Source organism: Nonomuraea sp. NPDC049480 (assembly GCF_044465905.1).
GTDB lineage: Bacteria > Actinomycetota > Actinomycetes > Streptosporangiales > Streptosporangiaceae > Nonomuraea.
Map to the genome: position 1 here is coordinate 93078 of NZ_JBITMD010000021.1, position 15653 is coordinate 108730.

General features: G+C 69.3%; 17 protein-coding genes. 8 read left to right on the forward strand and 9 right to left on the reverse strand.

Translation table 11 applies throughout. The features are described from left to right. Positions 1-11 precede the first annotated feature (11 nt). Both ACIBX3_RS43390 and ACIBX3_RS43395 read right to left on the reverse strand, forming a co-directional pair. A complete protein-coding gene (locus ACIBX3_RS43390) occupies positions 12-386 on the reverse strand; it encodes a hypothetical protein (RefSeq protein ID WP_397126452.1) in 375 nt (124 codons plus the stop codon). Between the two features lie 86 nt (positions 387-472). Further along, on the reverse strand, positions 473-808 hold the full coding sequence (locus ACIBX3_RS43395) for a winged helix-turn-helix transcriptional regulator (RefSeq protein WP_397126453.1): 336 nt from the start codon (positions 806-808) through the stop codon (positions 473-475). 39 nt (positions 809-847) lie between these two features. On the opposite strand from ACIBX3_RS43395, the gene ACIBX3_RS43400 reads away from it, so the two are divergent. Then, positions 848-1528 carry an NAD(P)H-binding protein gene (locus ACIBX3_RS43400; protein WP_397126454.1) on the forward strand — a complete coding sequence of 227 codons (681 nt, stop codon included), beginning with the start codon at positions 848-850 and terminating at the stop codon, positions 1526-1528. Between the two features lie 270 nt (positions 1529-1798). Then, positions 1799-2794, forward strand: a complete 996-nt coding sequence (locus ACIBX3_RS43405) for a BtrH N-terminal domain-containing protein (RefSeq protein ID WP_397126455.1) — start codon at positions 1799-1801, stop codon at positions 2792-2794. 109 nt (positions 2795-2903) lie between these two features. Here ACIBX3_RS43405 and ACIBX3_RS43410 read toward each other — a convergent pair whose 3' ends face one another. Then, entirely contained in the window at positions 2904-3905 is a 1002-nt protein-coding gene (locus ACIBX3_RS43410) for a hypothetical protein (RefSeq protein WP_397126456.1), read from the reverse strand. Between the two features lie 45 nt (positions 3906-3950). Further along, positions 3951-4268 (reverse strand): ArsR/SmtB family transcription factor, encoded by a 318-nt coding sequence (locus ACIBX3_RS43415; RefSeq protein ID WP_397126457.1) that lies wholly within the window; start codon positions 4266-4268, stop codon positions 3951-3953. A 92-nt stretch (positions 4269-4360) separates the two neighbouring features. Between ACIBX3_RS43415 and ACIBX3_RS43420 the strand changes: the two genes are divergently transcribed. Both ACIBX3_RS43420 and ACIBX3_RS43425 read left to right on the forward strand, forming a co-directional pair. After that, positions 4361-5359, forward strand: a complete 999-nt coding sequence (locus tag ACIBX3_RS43420) for a zinc-dependent alcohol dehydrogenase family protein (protein WP_397126458.1) — start codon at positions 4361-4363, stop codon at positions 5357-5359. A gap of 41 nt (positions 5360-5400) precedes the next feature. Next, entirely contained in the window at positions 5401-6369 is a 969-nt protein-coding gene (locus ACIBX3_RS43425) for an aldo/keto reductase (RefSeq protein WP_397126459.1), read from the forward strand. Between the two features lie 94 nt (positions 6370-6463). Here the strand turns inward: ACIBX3_RS43425 and thpR are convergent, their stop codons facing one another. The 4 genes from thpR to ACIBX3_RS43445 all read right to left on the reverse strand — a co-directional run bounded on the left by thpR (position 6464) and on the right by ACIBX3_RS43445 (position 10292). Then, entirely contained in the window at positions 6464-7021 is a 558-nt protein-coding gene (gene thpR, locus ACIBX3_RS43430; protein WP_397126460.1) for an RNA 2',3'-cyclic phosphodiesterase, read from the reverse strand. Between the two features lie 10 nt (positions 7022-7031). Further along, on the reverse strand, positions 7032-8258 hold the full coding sequence (locus tag ACIBX3_RS43435) for an MFS transporter (protein WP_397126461.1): 1227 nt from the start codon (positions 8256-8258) through the stop codon (positions 7032-7034). 23 nt (positions 8259-8281) lie between these two features. Continuing rightward, on the reverse strand, positions 8282-8734 hold the full coding sequence (locus ACIBX3_RS43440; protein WP_397126462.1) for a MarR family winged helix-turn-helix transcriptional regulator: 453 nt from the start codon (positions 8732-8734) through the stop codon (positions 8282-8284). A 115-nt stretch (positions 8735-8849) separates the two neighbouring features. Continuing rightward, on the reverse strand, positions 8850-10292 hold the full coding sequence (locus ACIBX3_RS43445) for an NCS2 family permease (protein WP_397126463.1): 1443 nt from the start codon (positions 10290-10292) through the stop codon (positions 8850-8852). Between the two features lie 176 nt (positions 10293-10468). Here ACIBX3_RS43445 and ACIBX3_RS43450 point away from each other — a divergent pair, with 176 nt between their 5' ends. Next, positions 10469-10681: a DUF2530 domain-containing protein gene (locus ACIBX3_RS43450; RefSeq protein ID WP_397126465.1), complete on the forward strand. Its 213-nt coding sequence runs from the start codon at positions 10469-10471 to the stop codon at positions 10679-10681. A 93-nt stretch (positions 10682-10774) separates the two neighbouring features. Continuing rightward, positions 10775-12274: an alpha/beta hydrolase gene (locus tag ACIBX3_RS43455; protein WP_397126466.1), complete on the forward strand. Its 1500-nt coding sequence runs from the start codon at positions 10775-10777 to the stop codon at positions 12272-12274. Positions 12275-12325: 51 nt separating this feature from the next. Here the strand turns inward: ACIBX3_RS43455 and ACIBX3_RS43460 are convergent, their stop codons facing one another. Continuing rightward, positions 12326-13888 carry a sensor histidine kinase gene (locus tag ACIBX3_RS43460; RefSeq protein ID WP_397126467.1) on the reverse strand — a complete coding sequence of 521 codons (1563 nt, stop codon included), beginning with the start codon at positions 13886-13888 and terminating at the stop codon, positions 12326-12328. 145 nt (positions 13889-14033) lie between these two features. Here ACIBX3_RS43460 and ACIBX3_RS43465 point away from each other — a divergent pair, with 145 nt between their 5' ends. Together ACIBX3_RS43465 and ACIBX3_RS43470 are read left to right on the forward strand one after the other, a co-directional pair. Continuing rightward, a complete protein-coding gene (locus ACIBX3_RS43465; protein WP_397126468.1) occupies positions 14034-14918 on the forward strand; it encodes an ATP-binding cassette domain-containing protein in 885 nt (294 codons plus the stop codon). Beyond that, complete coding sequence (locus ACIBX3_RS43470; protein WP_397126469.1) at positions 14915-15652, forward strand: ABC transporter permease; 738 nt, start codon at positions 14915-14917, stop codon at positions 15650-15652. The genes ACIBX3_RS43465 and ACIBX3_RS43470 overlap by 4 nt, the downstream gene beginning before the upstream one ends. Position 15653 lies beyond the last annotated feature (1 nt).

Sequence of the window (15653 nt, forward strand, 5' to 3'; positions counted from 1 at the left end):
ACGTCGCTACCTCATCGGAAGTTGCGCATGGTCGCGGTGAACATATCGCCGCGCAAGGCTTGCTCGACGACGGTGATTGCGCGGGCCAGGCGGACCAGACGTGGCCCCTCCTCGCGATAGACATCGAGCACCGCCTCGACAGCATGAGGAGGGAGATGACCTTTGAGATCCACCGCAGCGCTTCGGTATCCCGCCCTGGCGGCTTCGACTGCCGCGTTCACGTGGTGAAGAGCCATCCTGGCCAAGGCGATGGGGAAGCGTTTCAAAATTTCATGGGCCCGATAGTCCGGGGGCACGGCATCGAGCAGCCAGGCCACGGCCGAGGTCTCCCAGTCGGGAACGCTGGGTGGACGGACCTCGGGCGGCCACTCCGGCGGCAGGTACATGAGACCATCGTACTGACGTTCGATAGACTCTCTCGGGGTCCCCTCAGGACATTCTTTTCTGGCCAAGGTTTCCGGCGGCCTTCGGGTCAGGTTCGACGGCTGCCGATGGGCTTCCTGGCGTCGTAGTCCAGCCGGGCCTGCTCGACCTCGCCTAGGTTGACCGACCACTCGGCGAGCGCTGCGAACAGCGGCGCCAGCCTTCGTCCCAGTTCGCTGATCTCATACTCCACCCGCGGCGGAACCTCGGGGTGGTAGGTGCGCACGACGAGCCCGTCGCGTTCCAGTCGCCGCAGCCCTTCGGTCAGCACCTTAGGCGTGATGGTGGTGATACGGCGTTCCAGCTCCACGAATCGATGCCGCCCGAATTCATGGAGCACCCAAAGGATGGGGGTGGTCCAGCGACTGAAGACGATGTCGACCACCGGGGCGATCGGGCACGCCTGCTCCGGGGTGACGTCGACATGGCTGAGCCCGAGAGCCTCAAGCCCGCCCTCCAAGGAGCCGAAGCGCTGTTCTTGTTGACCTCTCCCGGCTTCATGGCGAACGGCGATCTCGGTGACGTCATGAACGTCGTGCGGGCGGCCGGCGTCCGGCGGGTCGTGTTGCTGTCGTCCCATGGCGTGGGCACGCAACGCCACCCCTCGCATCTGGAAGACGCGGTCAAGCAGTCGGGTCTGGAATGGACGATGCTGCGGCCGGGCAACTTCGACTCCAACACCTTCCAATGGGCCGATTCGATCCGCGCGCAACGGGTGGTCCGGGCGCCGTTCGGCGCCGTCGCGGTGCCGGCCATCGACCCGGTCGACATCGCCGAGGTCGCTGCCGTCGCACTGCGCGAGCCGGGCCACGAGGGCAACGTCTACACGCTTACCGGACCGCTGCCGATCTCGCCCCGGCAGCAGGCCGCGGCGATCGGGGACGCCCTGGGCGAGTCGGTGCAGTTCGTTGAGCAGAGCCGCGAGGAGGCGCGGAACCAGATGCTGGCATACATGCCCGAGCCGGTCGTGGAGGCCACCCTCGGCGCCCTCGGCACACCCTCCGCCGCCGAGCAGCGCGTCAGCCCCGACGTCGAGCGGCTCCTCGGCCGCTCGCCTCACACCTTCGCCCAGTGGGCGGAGCGCAACGTTGCGGCCTTCAAGTAACGCGCCCGGGTGAAGACAAAGTACTCGCACGGCCGGCAGCGAACACAACACGATGGCGGCCGGCCTGCAACACCTGCTGGAGCAGCATCACGATCTTCCGGGGAAGAACTCCATATGCCCGATAGTCAGGCGGGACGGCAGAGCCGGCCCTGCGGGCGAGGGATCGAACGCTGGACTCTCCCCTTATGGGAGGCATCATGCTACTTCCGGCGTTCAGCCGGACAGCAGCTCCGCACCCGCTGATCGCCTGGCTATCGAGGAGAGCGACGCATGACGATCGTGGAAGGCATCGAGGCTCGCGGCACGCAACACTGCGAGACGACGGCGCTGGGTGTGCTGCTGCGGCATGAGGGACTTGATCTGTCCGAGCCCATGATGTTCGGGCTCGGCTCGGGCTTGTCCTTCCTCTATTGGGACGCCAAGGGCATGGAGTTCCCCTTCCTCGGCGGCCGCGTCAAGCCCTTCGACCTCACCAGGAACCTGGCCGCCAGGCTGGGGCTGACCTTGCTGGTCAAGGAGACCAGTTCACCACGCAAGGCGTGGGAGAACGTGTCCGCCCACATCGATGCGGGACGACCGGTCGGCCTCCAGCTCGACTGCTACCACCTGGACTACTTCCAGTCGAAGGTGCACTTCGGTGGCCACGTCGTCGCCATGTACGGCTACGACGAGCACCATGCCTACCTGGTGGACACCGCGCAGCAGGGAGGGGCCGTGCGTACGAGCCGGACCACCCTGGCCATGGCGAGGGCCGAACACGGCCCGATGACGGCCAGGAACCGCTCCTTCTCCATCACCCTGCCGGGGCACCCGCCCTCCTGGCAGGACCAGATCATCCCCGCGATCAAAGCCTGCGCCGACGCCTTCCTCGCCGCGCCCATCGCGAACCTGGGCCATCGCGGCATCGAGAAAGCCGCCCGCCAGGTGCCCAAGTGGCTGCTCCGCACGGACGAGCCGAAGCGGGACCTACCGCAGGCCGCCCTCCTCATGGAGAAGGCCGGCACCGGCGGCGCCCTGTTCCGTGCCCTCTATCGCGACTTCCTCGGCGAGTGCATCCGGCTCATCGACGATGACTGCCTTCGCGCCGGTCATCGGCTGTACGCCGAGGCCGCCGCCCTGTGGACGGACGTGGCCACCTTGATCGCGAAGGCTGGAGAGGGGGGCGACGCGGCATACCTCGAGCAGGCCGGCGTCATCCTCCACGACCTTTCGCGCATCGAGAGGGATGCCATGCGGGTGCTGCGTGAGATGCGACCGCGGCCGTAGCCGTCGGAGCACCTGGTAATGCCCGGCAGTCGGGCCGGACGGCGTCAAGCAGCCAGGACACGGCCGTGGTCTTCCCATCGGGAACGCTGGGCGGGCGGATCGATCACCGTCAGCGGGTGCGGCGGGCGATGAACATGATCGCGCCTACGGCGATCCCGGCCGCCGCCAGCCAGATGAAGATGTCGTTGGCCGTCAATCCGGTCTCGCGCGCGGCCTGCGGTTTCCCGCTCGGCTCCGGGGTGCTCTCCGCCCTGGCCGGGCTCGGCGTGGGCGCGGGCTGGGCGCGGACCGGGAGCGGGACTCGGTACACCGGGCTCCTCGGCCCCTCCGTGCCCGTGAGCAGCGCCTTCCCGTCCAGGGTGTAGGCGATCGACTCGGCCTGCTTGAGCTCCGGCATCGTCACCTTGGCCATCGTCTCGCCGGACGGCTTGTAGAGGGTGGCTGAGAAGTAGGTGCGGATGACGTACGAGGAGCCGTCGGGCGCGTACGCCGCGTCAGTGGCCATGATGGGGGCGCCGGAGACCTTGCGGAGGACGTTCGTCCGGTCCGTGCGCAGCTTCTTGGGGGCGGCGTAGACGGATCCCGCGAACTCCTTGGACACCACGTACAGGCGCCCCGTCCGCGGGTTGATCATGATGCCTTCGGCGTTGCGCCCGCCGTCCGCGTACCGGAACCGGTAACGGGTGGCGGGCAGCGTGGCGTTGCCGAGCGTACGCGGCTCCATCACCTTGTAGACGGAGATGTCCGACCATGCCCCGTCCAGGTTGTCGCCGATGTCGGCGAACCAGAGCACTCCACGCCCGGTGGCGGGGTCCTTGGTCGCGGCCATGGCCTCCCAGTCCCTGGCCTGCGCACCGCGTACCTGGTAGGTCGCCCGGGTGCGCCCGTTGCCGTCGACCGCGTAGAAGGTCGGGGTGGCGGCGCTGTCGTTGTGCGTGTAATAGACGCCGTCGTGCGTCGGCGACACGGCCAGCCCGCTGGACTCCGTGATCTCCGGGTCCTTGAAGGTGAAGAGCTTCTCCATGCCGTCGCCCGCCGCATGGGCGGGAACGGCGGAAAGACAGCAGCTCGCCGCCACGGCGGCGAGCACCCGGATCACGACATCCCCCACGCCGCCATCATGCCCCACCCGCCCCCTTCTGGCGCGGGTGCGCGGTCAGCGTGCCGCGGCCCGGGACGTGGTGAGGGCGTCGAGCAGGCCGGGGAACGCCTGGTCCATCTCCGCGCGGCGCAGGGCGTTCATCCGCGAGGTCCCCACGTAGTACTGCCTGATCAGTCCCGCCTCGCGCAGCACCTTGAAGTGGTGGGTGGCGGTGGACTTGCTGACCGGCATGTCGAAGCCGCCGCAGGCGATGTCCTCACCGGCGGCGACGAGCCGCGTGACGACGCTCCGGCGCACCGGATCGACGAGGGCCTCCAACACCTGCTGGAGGTCGAACTGCGACACCTCTGGGTGCGGCGGCGTGCGTTCCATGGGCTCCATAGTACGACATTCATCAAAGTTTGACAGTGATCGTACTTATGGCTCACAGTGGACCGCATTCACCACGAGCGAAGGACGATGACATGACCAAGACTGTGCGGTTCCACGAGTTCGGCGGACCCGAGGTGCTGCGACTGGAGGACCTGGAGCCAGGGGAGCCGGGACCGGGCGAGGTGCGGATCCGGGTGGACGCGATCGGGCTCAACAGGGCCGAGGCGCTGTTCCGGCGTGATCAGTACATCGAGCCGGTCAAAAACCTGCCCGCCGGGCTCGGCACCGAGGCCGCCGGGGTGATCGAGGCGGTCGGCCCTGAGGTGGCCGGGTTCGCGGAGGGGCAGGCGGTCAGCGTCGTGCCGGCCTTCTCGCAGAACGACTACGGCCTGTACGCCGAGCGGGCGATCGCACCGGCGGCCGCGCTGCTGCACCGCCCCGACGGGGTTGACGCGGTGTCCGGTGCCGCGGTGTGGATGCCGTACCTCACGGCCTACGGTGCGCTGGTGGAGGTGGGCGGGATGCGGGCGGGCGATACGGTGGTGCTGAACGCGGCCTCCAGCAGCGTCGGCCTGGCCGCCATCCACACCGCCGTCCGCGTGGGCGCGGTCCCCATCGCGATCACCCGCACCGGCGCCAAGAAGGAGCGGCTCCTCGAGGAGGGCGCCGCCGAGGTGATCGTGTCCGACGAGGAGGACGTCACCGGCCGGGTCCTGGCGCTCACCGGAGGCAAGGGCGCCGAGCACGTCTTCGACGCCGTCGCGGGACCGGGCGTGACGGATCTGGCCAGGGCCGTCGCGGCGGGCGGGACACTGTTCCTGTACGGCATGCTGAGCGGGCAGCCGACGCCCTACCCGGGGTTCGACCTGGGCATGCCCGCACTCAACGTACGCACCTACACCGTGCACGAGACGACCAGAGATCCCCGGCGGATACGCCGGGCGGCGGCGTTCGTCGCCTCAGGCCTGCGTGCCGGGGCCTTCCGGCCCGTGGTGGACCGCCTGTTCACGTTGGACGAGATCGTGCGGGCGCACCAGCACATGGAGTCCGGCACCCGGTTCGGCAAGATCGTGGTCACCGTGACGCATTGACGTCTGGCCTGGAGTGCACTCCAGGTCCTTAGGGTTGACTCATGGAATACGTCAACCTCGGACGCAGTGGCCTGCAAGTGAGCCCGCTTTGCCTAGGCACCATGAACTTCGGCCCGCAGACCTCGGAGGAAGACTCCTTCGCGATCATGGACAGGGCCCTGGAGCTGGGCATCAACTTCTTCGACACCGCCGACGTCTACGGCTGGAAGCTGGGCGAAGGCATCACGGAGCAGATCATCGGCCGGTGGTTCGCCCAGGGAGGCGGGCGCCGGGAGAAGACCGTCATCGCGACCAAGCTCAACGGCCCGATGAGCGACTGGCCGAACGACAAGAAGTTGTCCGCGCTCCACATCCGCAAGGCCTGCGACGCCTCGCTGAAGCGGCTGCAGACCGACTACATCGACATCTACCAGGCCCACCACGTCGACAGAGACACGCCCTTCGACGAGTTCTGGGAGGCCATGGAGGTCCTGCGGCAGCAGGGCAAGATCATCTACGTCGGATCGTCCAACTTCGCCGGCTGGCACATCGCCAAGGCCCAGGAGACCGCGGCCAAGCGTAACTTCACCGGATTCATCAGCGAGCAGTCCCACTACAACCTGCTCACCCGCGCGGTCGAGCTGGAGGTGCTGCCCGCGTGCGAGGACTACGGGCTCGGCGTGATCCCGTGGAGCCCGCTGGCCGGCGGCCTGCTCGGCGGCGTGCTCCGCAAGATCGACAAGGGCCGCTCGGCCGCCGACCACATGGTCACGCAGCTCGAGAAGCACCGCGACAAGATCGAGCAGTACGAGAAGCTCTGCGACGAGCTGGGCGAGGACCCGGCGCACGTGGCGCTGGCCTGGCTGCTAAGGCAGCGGGCGGTCACCGCGCCGATCATCGGCCCGCGCACCCTGGAGCAGCTCGAGGGCAGCATGAGGACCCTGGAGATCGAGCTGGACGACGCCACGCTGGCCCGCATCGACGAGATCTTCCCCGGCCACAAGACGGCCCCGGAGGACTACGCCTGGTAGTCAGCTCAGCAGGGCGCCGATGACGACGATCAGCAGGAGCAGGCCGAGCACGATCGGCAGCAGCCACGGGCGAGGACGATCCACGCCCTGGAGCCTAGCCCCGCTCGGCGGGTGCGAGCGCCCATTCGCCGAGTGACTCGTACCTCACATGAGGCCCGGTGTGACTGCGGACGAGACGGACGCGCTCCGCCCGCCACGGGGAGCCGCTGAACCCGGACAGCGACTCGACCAGCGGGCGGAGGTCCGTCTCGGCCTTGGCGCGGGCCAGGGTGAGGTGCGGGTGGAAACGTTTCTCGTCGGTCTGGGTGGCGCCGGCGCGGCGGGCGCCCGCCCGGACCGAGTCGGCCAGCCTGGTCATGGAGTCACCGGTGACGCCGATCCAGAAGACCCTGGCCCGGCGTACGGAGGAGAAGGCGCCGAAGCCCTCGAAGGCGAGGTCGAGCGCGGTGTGGCGGTGCACGGCGCGGGCCAGGCGGACCTCGAGCTCGGGCAGCACCTCCTCGGGCACCTCGCCGAAGAAGCCCAGCGTGATGTGCCAGGTGGCCCGGTCGGGCCAGCGCAGCCCCGGCACCTGCCCGACGTGCGGCGCGATCGCGCGCGAGATCTCGTCCAGCACCTTGTCGGGCGGCACCAGGGCCGCGAAGAGCCTCATCCCTCCATTGTCATGCCAGGGCGAGCACGGGCCGGCCGGCGACGCGGCGGCTGATCAGCCTCGTCAGGAGTACCGCCAGGCCGGTGCCGGCCAGCACCAGCACGCCGGACAGGATCACGCCCATGCGCGGCCCACCCAGCTCGGACAGCCATCCGACCAGCGGCGCGCCGAGCGGTGCGCCCCCGGTGAACACCAGCATGTAGATCCCCATGACCCGCCCCCGCATGTCGGGGGACGTGGCGAGCTGGACGCTCGCGTTGGCGGCCGTGTTGATGGTGATCAGCGCGATCCCGGCCGGGACCAGCAGCGCCAGGTAGGCGGGGTAGAACGGCGCCAGCCCGGTGGCGATCTGGAACAGCCCGAACCCGAGTGCCCCGGCGAACAGCACCTTCTTCGTCGGCCTGGCCCGCCGCGCCGCCACCAGCGCTCCTCCCAGCGCGCCCACCGCGAACATGCTGGAGGCCAGCCCGAACGAGGACGCGCCCGCCTTGAAGACCTCGCGGGCCATGAGGGCGATCGACATCGAGAACGCCTGCGAGAACATCGACACGAACCCGATGAGCAACACCGGCATGAGCAGTTCCTCGTGCCGGATGACGTACCGCAGTCCCTCTCTGAGCTGCCCCTTCGCTCTCGGCACCGGCTCGGCAGGGTTGAGCTCCGCCTTCCGCATGAAGATCAGGCTCGAGATGACGCCGCCGAACGTGAGCGCGTTGATCAGGAAGAGCGGCCCCGTGCCGCCGAGCACGTAGATCAGCACGCCGGCGAGCGCCGGGCCGACCACGCGGGCCAGGTTGAAGATGGAGCTGTTCAGCGCGATCGCGTTGGGCAGGTCCCGGCGGCCGACCATCTCGACCACGAACGCCTGCCGCGTCGGCACCTCCACGCAGGAGATCAGTCCGAGCAGGAACGCCATCACGTACACGTGCCAGACCTGGGCGGCGCCGGTCATCGTCAGCACGCCGATGGTGAGCGCCAGCCCGGCCATCAGTGACTGGGCGGCGATGAGGATGGGGCGCTTGGGGTAGCGGTCGGCGAGCACGCCGCCGAACATCCCGAACAGCAACATGGGCAGGAACTGCAGGGCGGTCGCCGTGCCCAGCGCCGCCGCGCTGCCGTGGGTGAGATCGAGCACCAGCCAGTCCTGGGCGGTGCGCTGAAGCCAGGTGCCGACGTTGGAGACGGTGCCGCCGGCGGCGAACATGCGGTAGTTGTGGATCCTGAGCGACCGGAACATCCCGGTCCTCGGTTGCTCGGGCTCTATATCTTGCTGAGCTTCTCCAGAATCGGCGCGGCCTGCCTCAGGATCGACCGCTCCTCCGGTGAGAGCTCCTTCAGCCGCTGTGTCAGCCACGCCTCCTTGCGGCGCCGCTCCTCCTTCAGCAGCTTCTCGGCGGCCTCGGTCACGGTCACGGACACCTGGCGCCGGTCGGTCGGATGCGGGGTGCGCGCGACCAGGCCCCGCTCCTCGAGCGCGGCGATCACGCGCGTCATCGAGGGCGGCTGCACCTTCTCGAGCTCGGCCAATTCGCCGGGCGTTATCCCGGGATGCCGATCCACGGCGGCCAGCGTCGCGAACTGGGTGGGCGTCAGCGAGTGCACCGCCGCCTGTCGTCGTAGGCGCCTGGTCAGCCTTGCCAGTGATACGCGCAGGACTGAAGCCAGGCCTGCGTCGCTGCGCAGGTCCATCTTGTGCTGGGTGTTGGTTAGCATGAGTCATTACCTTTGCTAACTATACGGCATGGCAAGATATTTCAATCCCTATCCGTCTCACCTCTTGATACCCCGAAGCCGCCCCACTCGAGCGGGACGGCTCCGACCTGCCTCATCAGACTCCGAACAACCCCCGGATGGGACCGATGGCAAAGTAGAGGACGAACAGGATGGTGACGCCCCACAGCAGGGGGTGGATCTCCCGTGCCTTGCCCCGCACGAGCTTGATCAGCACGTAGCTGATGAAGCCGGCACCGATGCCGTTGGAGATCGAGTAGGTGAACGGCATGACGACGATGGTGAGGAACGCCGGGATGGCGATCTCGTAGTCGTTCCAGTCGATGTCGCGGATCGCGGTCATCATGAGGAAGCCCACGATGACCAGCGCGGGCGCCGCGGCCTCGTACGGCACGACCTCGACCAGCGGCGCGAAGAAGATCGCCACCAGGAACAGCAGGCCGGTCACCACGCTGGCGAGGCCAGTGCGAGCGCCCTCGCCGACGCCGGCGGCCGACTCGATGTAGGTGGTGTTGGACGAGACCGACCCGGCGCCGCCCGCCGCCGCGCCGATCGAGTCGACGAGCAGGATCTCCCTGGTACGCGGCAGCGTCCCGTCCTCCTGGACCAGCCCCGCCTGCCGGCCGACGCCCACGATGGTGCCCATGGTGTCGAAGAAGTCCGTGATCAGCAGCGTGAAGACGAACAGCACGGCCAGCAGCACCGATACCCGGCTGAAGGCACCGAACGGGTCGAACTCCGCGAACAGCACCAGCGGGTTGTGGAACCCGAAGATCCGCTCTGGCCATTCCGGCACGTTCAGCTGCCAGCCGCCGGGATTCCGCGCCGAGAAGGCGCCCGACTTCGTGAGCCACTCCACAATGATCGCCAGGAGGGTGGTGCCGACGATGCCGATCAGGATGGCGCCCTTCACCTTCCGCGCCACCATGGCCGCCGTGATGAGCAGCCCGATGATGAACACGAAGATCGGCCATGAGGTGAGGGCGCCCCCGATGCCCATCTCCAGCGGCGGCCCGGCGGGGACGCGGCGCACGAATCCGGCGTCCACGAAGCCGATCAGCGCGATGAACAGGCCGATGCCGACGCTGATAGCGGTCTTGAGCTGGGCCGGGATGGCATGGAAGACGGCCACCCTGAGCCCGGTCAGCACCAGGACGGCGATGATGACGCCCTCGAGGAAGACCAAGCCCATGGCCTCCTCCCAGGTCATCACCGACGCGATGTTGAAGGTGACGAAAGCGTTCAGGCCGAGCCCGGCGGCCATCGCGAAGGGCACTTTGCCGATGACGCCCATGAGGATCGTCAGCAGGCCCGCCACGAAGGCCGTGCCGGCCGCGACGAGGGCCACGTTGGGCGTCGAACCGTCACCGATGACCTGGCCCTGGACGTCTTTGCCGGTGGCGATGATGATCGGGTTCAGCACCACGATGTACGCCATGGTGAAGAACGTGGCCAGGCCGCCCCGGATCTCACGGGAGAATGTCGACCCTCGTGCGGAGATTGCGAAGAAATGATCTATTGCGTTACGTGTGTCGCTCACGACGCGAAGAGTGACAGTAGTGGTGAACTGCGGAAAGAGTCGGTGATGAGATCGAGACCCGATTGGAAGCCCGATGAGAAATCTGCTAGTCGGACTGCCGCTACGGGTCCCGACCAGCCACGGGCAGTGGGGCGGCAGTCCGACGGAGCAGGTTTCTTGTCGGTAGGCTGGACAACGTGAAGCAGCAGTGGCATCCCGACCCGGAGCCGATCAAGACCAATGACGTGGCCGCCGTCGCCGTGGGCACCGCCCTGTGGGCCGTCGCCCTGGTCATCCTGCTGATCTTCCGCCCCGCCCCGGAGAACACGTGGTGGATCTGGACGTGCGCGACCGGGGTCGGCTTCGGCTTCTTCGGCATGTGGTTCGTGCGCCGGCCCAGAGACACCTGACATTCGTCATCTCCGGCGATTCCCCGAAGTCACCTCGAAGTGGTGTTACCTCCCACTACGTCGACATATGCCACGCACACCATGCTGGACGGTATGAAGAAGCCCATAGCGATATTCCTCCTGGGCGCGGCGGTCCTCGCCGGCTGCGGCACCGCGGAGAAGCCTGCCGAGCCCCCGGCCGCGAAGAACACAGCCACCACGAAGAGCACGGGCACCGCCGGGAAGACCGGCGCGGTCGCCTGGACCCAGTGCACGGATTTGACCGGCGTCGACGGCCGGCCCACGACCCCCGCCTCCGGGGTCGAGTGCGGCAAGATCCAGGTCCCGCTCGACCACGCCAAGCCCGACGGAGAGAAGATCGACCTCGCCCTCATCCGGGTCAAGGCCGCCGGCGACCGCCTCGGCTCGCTCGTGTTCAACTTCGGCGGCCCCGGCGCGTCGGGCGTGGACACGATGGCCATGGCCACCCAGGCGTTCGGCACCCTGGGCCGCCGCTACGACCTGGTCAGCTTCGATCCGCGCGGCGTCGAGCGCAGCGCCGGCGTCAAGTGCGGCGGCCAGGTGGACAAGCTGCTGGAGGCCGAGTCCGACGCCGACGGCGACAAGCTGGCCAGGGAGTTCGCGGCCGCCTGCGAGAAGGACTCCGGCAAGGTCCTGCCGTACGTCGGCACCGTCAACGCCGCCAAGGACCTCGACCTGCTCAGGACCGCGCTCGGCGACGAGAAGCTCAACTATTTCGGCCTGTCGTACGGCACCCACCTCGGCGCCGTGTACGCCACCCACTTCCCCAAGAACGTCGGCCGCTTCGTCCTCGACAGCGCCTTCGACCCCACGGTCACGTTCGAGGAGCGTGCGGTCACCCAGGCCACCGGCTTCGACCAGGCCTTCGAGGCGTTCGCCAAGGACTGCGTGGCCCAGAGTTGCGAGCTGGGCGCCAACCCTGCCGCCGTCGAGAGCACGGTCGAGAAGCTGCTCGCCGGGCTGAAGGACAAGCCGCTCAAGGTTGGGGACCGCGAGCTCACGTACGGGCTGGCGCAGCTGGCCGTCATCACGCCGCTGTACGCCAAGGCCTCCTGGCCCATGCTGGAGCAGGCCGCCGCGGCGGCGCTCAAGGGCAACGGCACGACGCTGCTCACCCTGGCCGACGCCTACACCGGCCGCAAGGCCGACGGGACGTACTCGACGGCCATGACCAGCCTGCAGGCGATCAACTGCGCCGACAACGCAGAACGCCCCACCGCGGCCCAGACCGCCCAGATCAACGCGAAGATCGGGAAGATCTTCCCGATCCTGGCGTCCGAGTCGTCCGCCGGGGTGTGCGCCCACTGGCCGGTCAAGGGGGACGACGCGGCCAAGCGCATCGACGCCACGGGATCGGCGCCCATCGTGGTGATCGGCGGCAAGGGGGACCCCGCCACGCCGTACCAGTGGGCCACCACGCTGACCCGGCAGCTCAAGACCGGCGTCCTGGTCACCTACGAGGGCGAGGGCCATGGCGCTTACCTGACCGGCAACGGGTGCGTGCTGAAGGCGGTGGACGCGTACCTGCTGGAGGGCACGGTCCCCGCCGCCGGCACCACATGTGCCGCCTGACCCGCCGAGATGCCGTCCGGTCACGCCGTTCGCGTGGCCGGGCATTGCCCGTCACTGTGATGAGATCGTCACCATGCCCTTGTGAGTCAGCCTCCCGTCGGTGAAACACAGCCGGTACGCGGGCGACAGCGACTGCGCAGTGATCCGGTACAGGCGGCATTCGTCCGTGCCCGGCGGATTCGCCGGTGCGCCGTCCGGTCGCTCGTCGCGGTCCACCCTGTACACCGGCAGTCGTGACTCCACGATTGAACGGCTCTGGCCGATCCGGAGGTCCCTGTACACGCCGGCATCGAGGACCGAACGGTGCGAGGTGTAGGCGTCGTAGCCGAACATCACGGCGATGAGCACGACCGCGACGGCGGCCGGCACCCAGATCGCGTCGATCATGCCGCGCCGCGCTCTACGACGGGCCTGGGCGAGCTCGCGCATGGGGCCGGGCGGGACGGCCGCGGCCCCCGCGGCGAGCGGCAGCCGGGCGGTGACGGCGAAGCCGCCGTCCGCGGGCCGTGCCCGCAGCCGCCCGCCCGCGAGGCGGACCCGCTCGTCGAGGCTGACCAGGCCGTAGCCGCCCGACCCCGCCCCGGGCAGCGGCCCCGCCGGGGGCGGCGTGTTGGCCACGGTGACCACCGCCTCCCCGGCCGCGGCGTCCGTGCTCAGCCCCACGGTGACCGCGGCGCCCGGCGCATGCTTGGCGGCGTTGGTGAGGGCTTCCTGCACGACCCGGTAGACCGCCCGGTCGGCCATCGGCGGCAGCGGCTGCAGCTCGCCGTCCAGGGTCACCGCCATCCCCGCCGCGGTGGCCCTCCCCACCAGCGCGGCGACGGTGTCGTCTGACGGCAGCACAGGCGCCGGCTCGCCGTCCTGCCGCAGCACCCCGATGATCTCTCGCAGCCGCCCGGTGGCCGCCGCCGCGGCCTGCCGCAGCTCGCCGGCGGCCTCGCGGGCGGAGTCGTCCAGCCCCGGGCCCACCTGCAGGGCGGCCGCGCGGACCGCGAGCAGGCTGAGCTCGTGTCCCAGTGAGTCATGCATGTCGCCGGCGATCCGGGACCGCTCCAGCAACCGTGTCCGCTGGCCGATCAGGTCGCGCTCCCGCTCCAGCCGCTCGGCCAGCTCCCACCCGGTACGCACGAGTTCGTCGTGCTGGCGGACGTACCGACCGGCCAGCCAGGGCAGCGCGATCGTCATCAGCGCGGTGGTGACCACCGTGAACCGGCTCCACTCCGTGCCACCGAGAATGCCCCCCGCCAGCGTCGCCCCCGCCAGGCACACCCCGGCGAAGAAGATCAGCCCGGCACGCGGCCCGGAGGTCCGCCGGCCCAGCAGGACCGCCAGCACGATCTGGGCGATCACGAAGTTGGGGGTGAACAGGTCGGGCGTCGCCGCCATCCCCAGCGCCGCCGGCACGGCGGCCGCCACCACCGGCCGCCGTCTCCCGACGGCCACCGCCATTCCCAGCAGGGGTACCGCGGCGACCTGTACCCACAGCAGCGGCAATCCGGGCTCGTCGGGCGGCTCGTTCGTGATGAACACCGGTGCGGTGATCGCGAGCCACAGCAGCAGATCGGCGCCCCGCTCACTACCGGTGAACCGCCGCGCGCCGATGGTCCACTTCATGCCGATCACGCTACGCGCCGCGGTCGGCCGCAACACCTGACGAAAGTCAGTAGCACCCACTGCCGATCGGGGAGAGCCGCAGCCGCCCCAGGCTCCCTACGCTCGCGGCCATCCAGCCCATTCGCCAGTGCGACAAGGGAGTCTGATGATCACCCTGCACCATCTCACCAAACGCTACGGCGACAAGATCGCCGTGGAGGATCTCACCTTGGAGCTCAGCCCCGGCACGGTCACCGGCTTCCTCGGCCCGAACGGCGCCGGGAAGTCCACCACCATGCGGGTGATCCTGGGCCTGGACGCACCCTCCTCCGGCACCGCCCTGATCGGCGGCCGCCGCTATGCGGACCTCGACCGTCCGCTGCGCACCGTCGGCGCCCTGCTGGACGCCAAGGCCGTACATCCGGCCCGTTCCGGCCGGGACCACCTGCGCGCCATGGCGCTGAGCCAGGGCATCCCCTTCTCCCGTGTCGAGGAGGTCCTCACGCTGACAGGGATGACCGAGGCGGCCCGGCGCCGGACCGGCACGTACTCCCTGGGCATGAGCCAGCGGCTCGGCATCGCGGGCGCCCTGCTCGGCGATCCTCAGGTGCTGATGCTGGACGAGCCCGTCAACGGCCTCGACCCGGACGGGGTGCGCTGGATCCGCACCCTGCTCAGATCGCTCGCCGCGGAGGGCCGCACAATCTTCGTCTCCTCCCATCTGATGAGCGAGATGGAACTCACCGCCGACCGCCTGATCGTCATCGGCAAGGGCCGGCTGATCGCCGACGAGCCGATGGAGCGCATGGTCGCCGCCGCCGGCGTGCTGGTCCGCGGACCGGCCCTGCAGCCGCTCGCCGACGTCGCACCGGCCGCGCGCTGGACCGGCCCGGAGGAGCTGACCATCGGCGACCAGACGCCCGAGCAGATCGGCCGGCTGGCACATGAGCTGGGGCTGATGCTCTACGAACTGCGGCGCGTCGAGTCCTCGCTGGAGGAGACGTACATGCGCCTGACCGCGAACAGCATCGAATTCGGAGGCGAAGCGTGAACGCCACGATCCCCGTCAAGGCCGAGTGGCTGAAACTCCGCTCCGTCCGCTCCACCTGGTGGTTCGCCGGCGGCGCGCTCGTGACGATGATGGCGGTGGCGTCGCTGGAAGCCAGCGATCTCCGGGCGCGCGGCGGCGGGCCCGGATCCGTCGAGGCCGCTTCGTCGGCCATGACCGCGGTGGGATGGCTGCACTTCATCCTGGGATCGCTCGGCCTGCTGGCGATCACCAGCGAGTACGCCACCCGCAGCATCATGGTGACGCTGGCCTGCACACCGTCCAGGACCCGGCTGCTCCTGGCGAAGACGGCCGTGGTGGGCGCCGCCGTGTTCGTGGCCGGGGTGCTCATCGCCGCGCTCGCCGTCGCGGCCAGTACGTTGGTGCTGGGCGAGTACGCACGCTTGGACATCGGCCGGGTCGCCGGGCAGATTCTGGGCATGGGGGTCGATCTGGCACTGATCGCCGTGCTGACGCTCGGACTCGGCTCGCTGATCCGCCGGTCGGCCGGGACCCTGGCAGTGCTTTTCGTCCTGCTGCTGGTGCTCCCGTCCGTGCTGACGCAATTCGCCCAGTCGCTGCAGGCCCCGTCCCTCGTAACGATCACGCAGTACCTCCCCGCCGCCGCCGGGGACCGCCTCATCGCCGGCGAGCCGGCCTTCGGACTGGTGCTCGCCGCCTGGGCCGCCGGGGCGGTGGCCGCGGGGGTGTGGGCACTGCGGGCCCGGGACGCCTGAG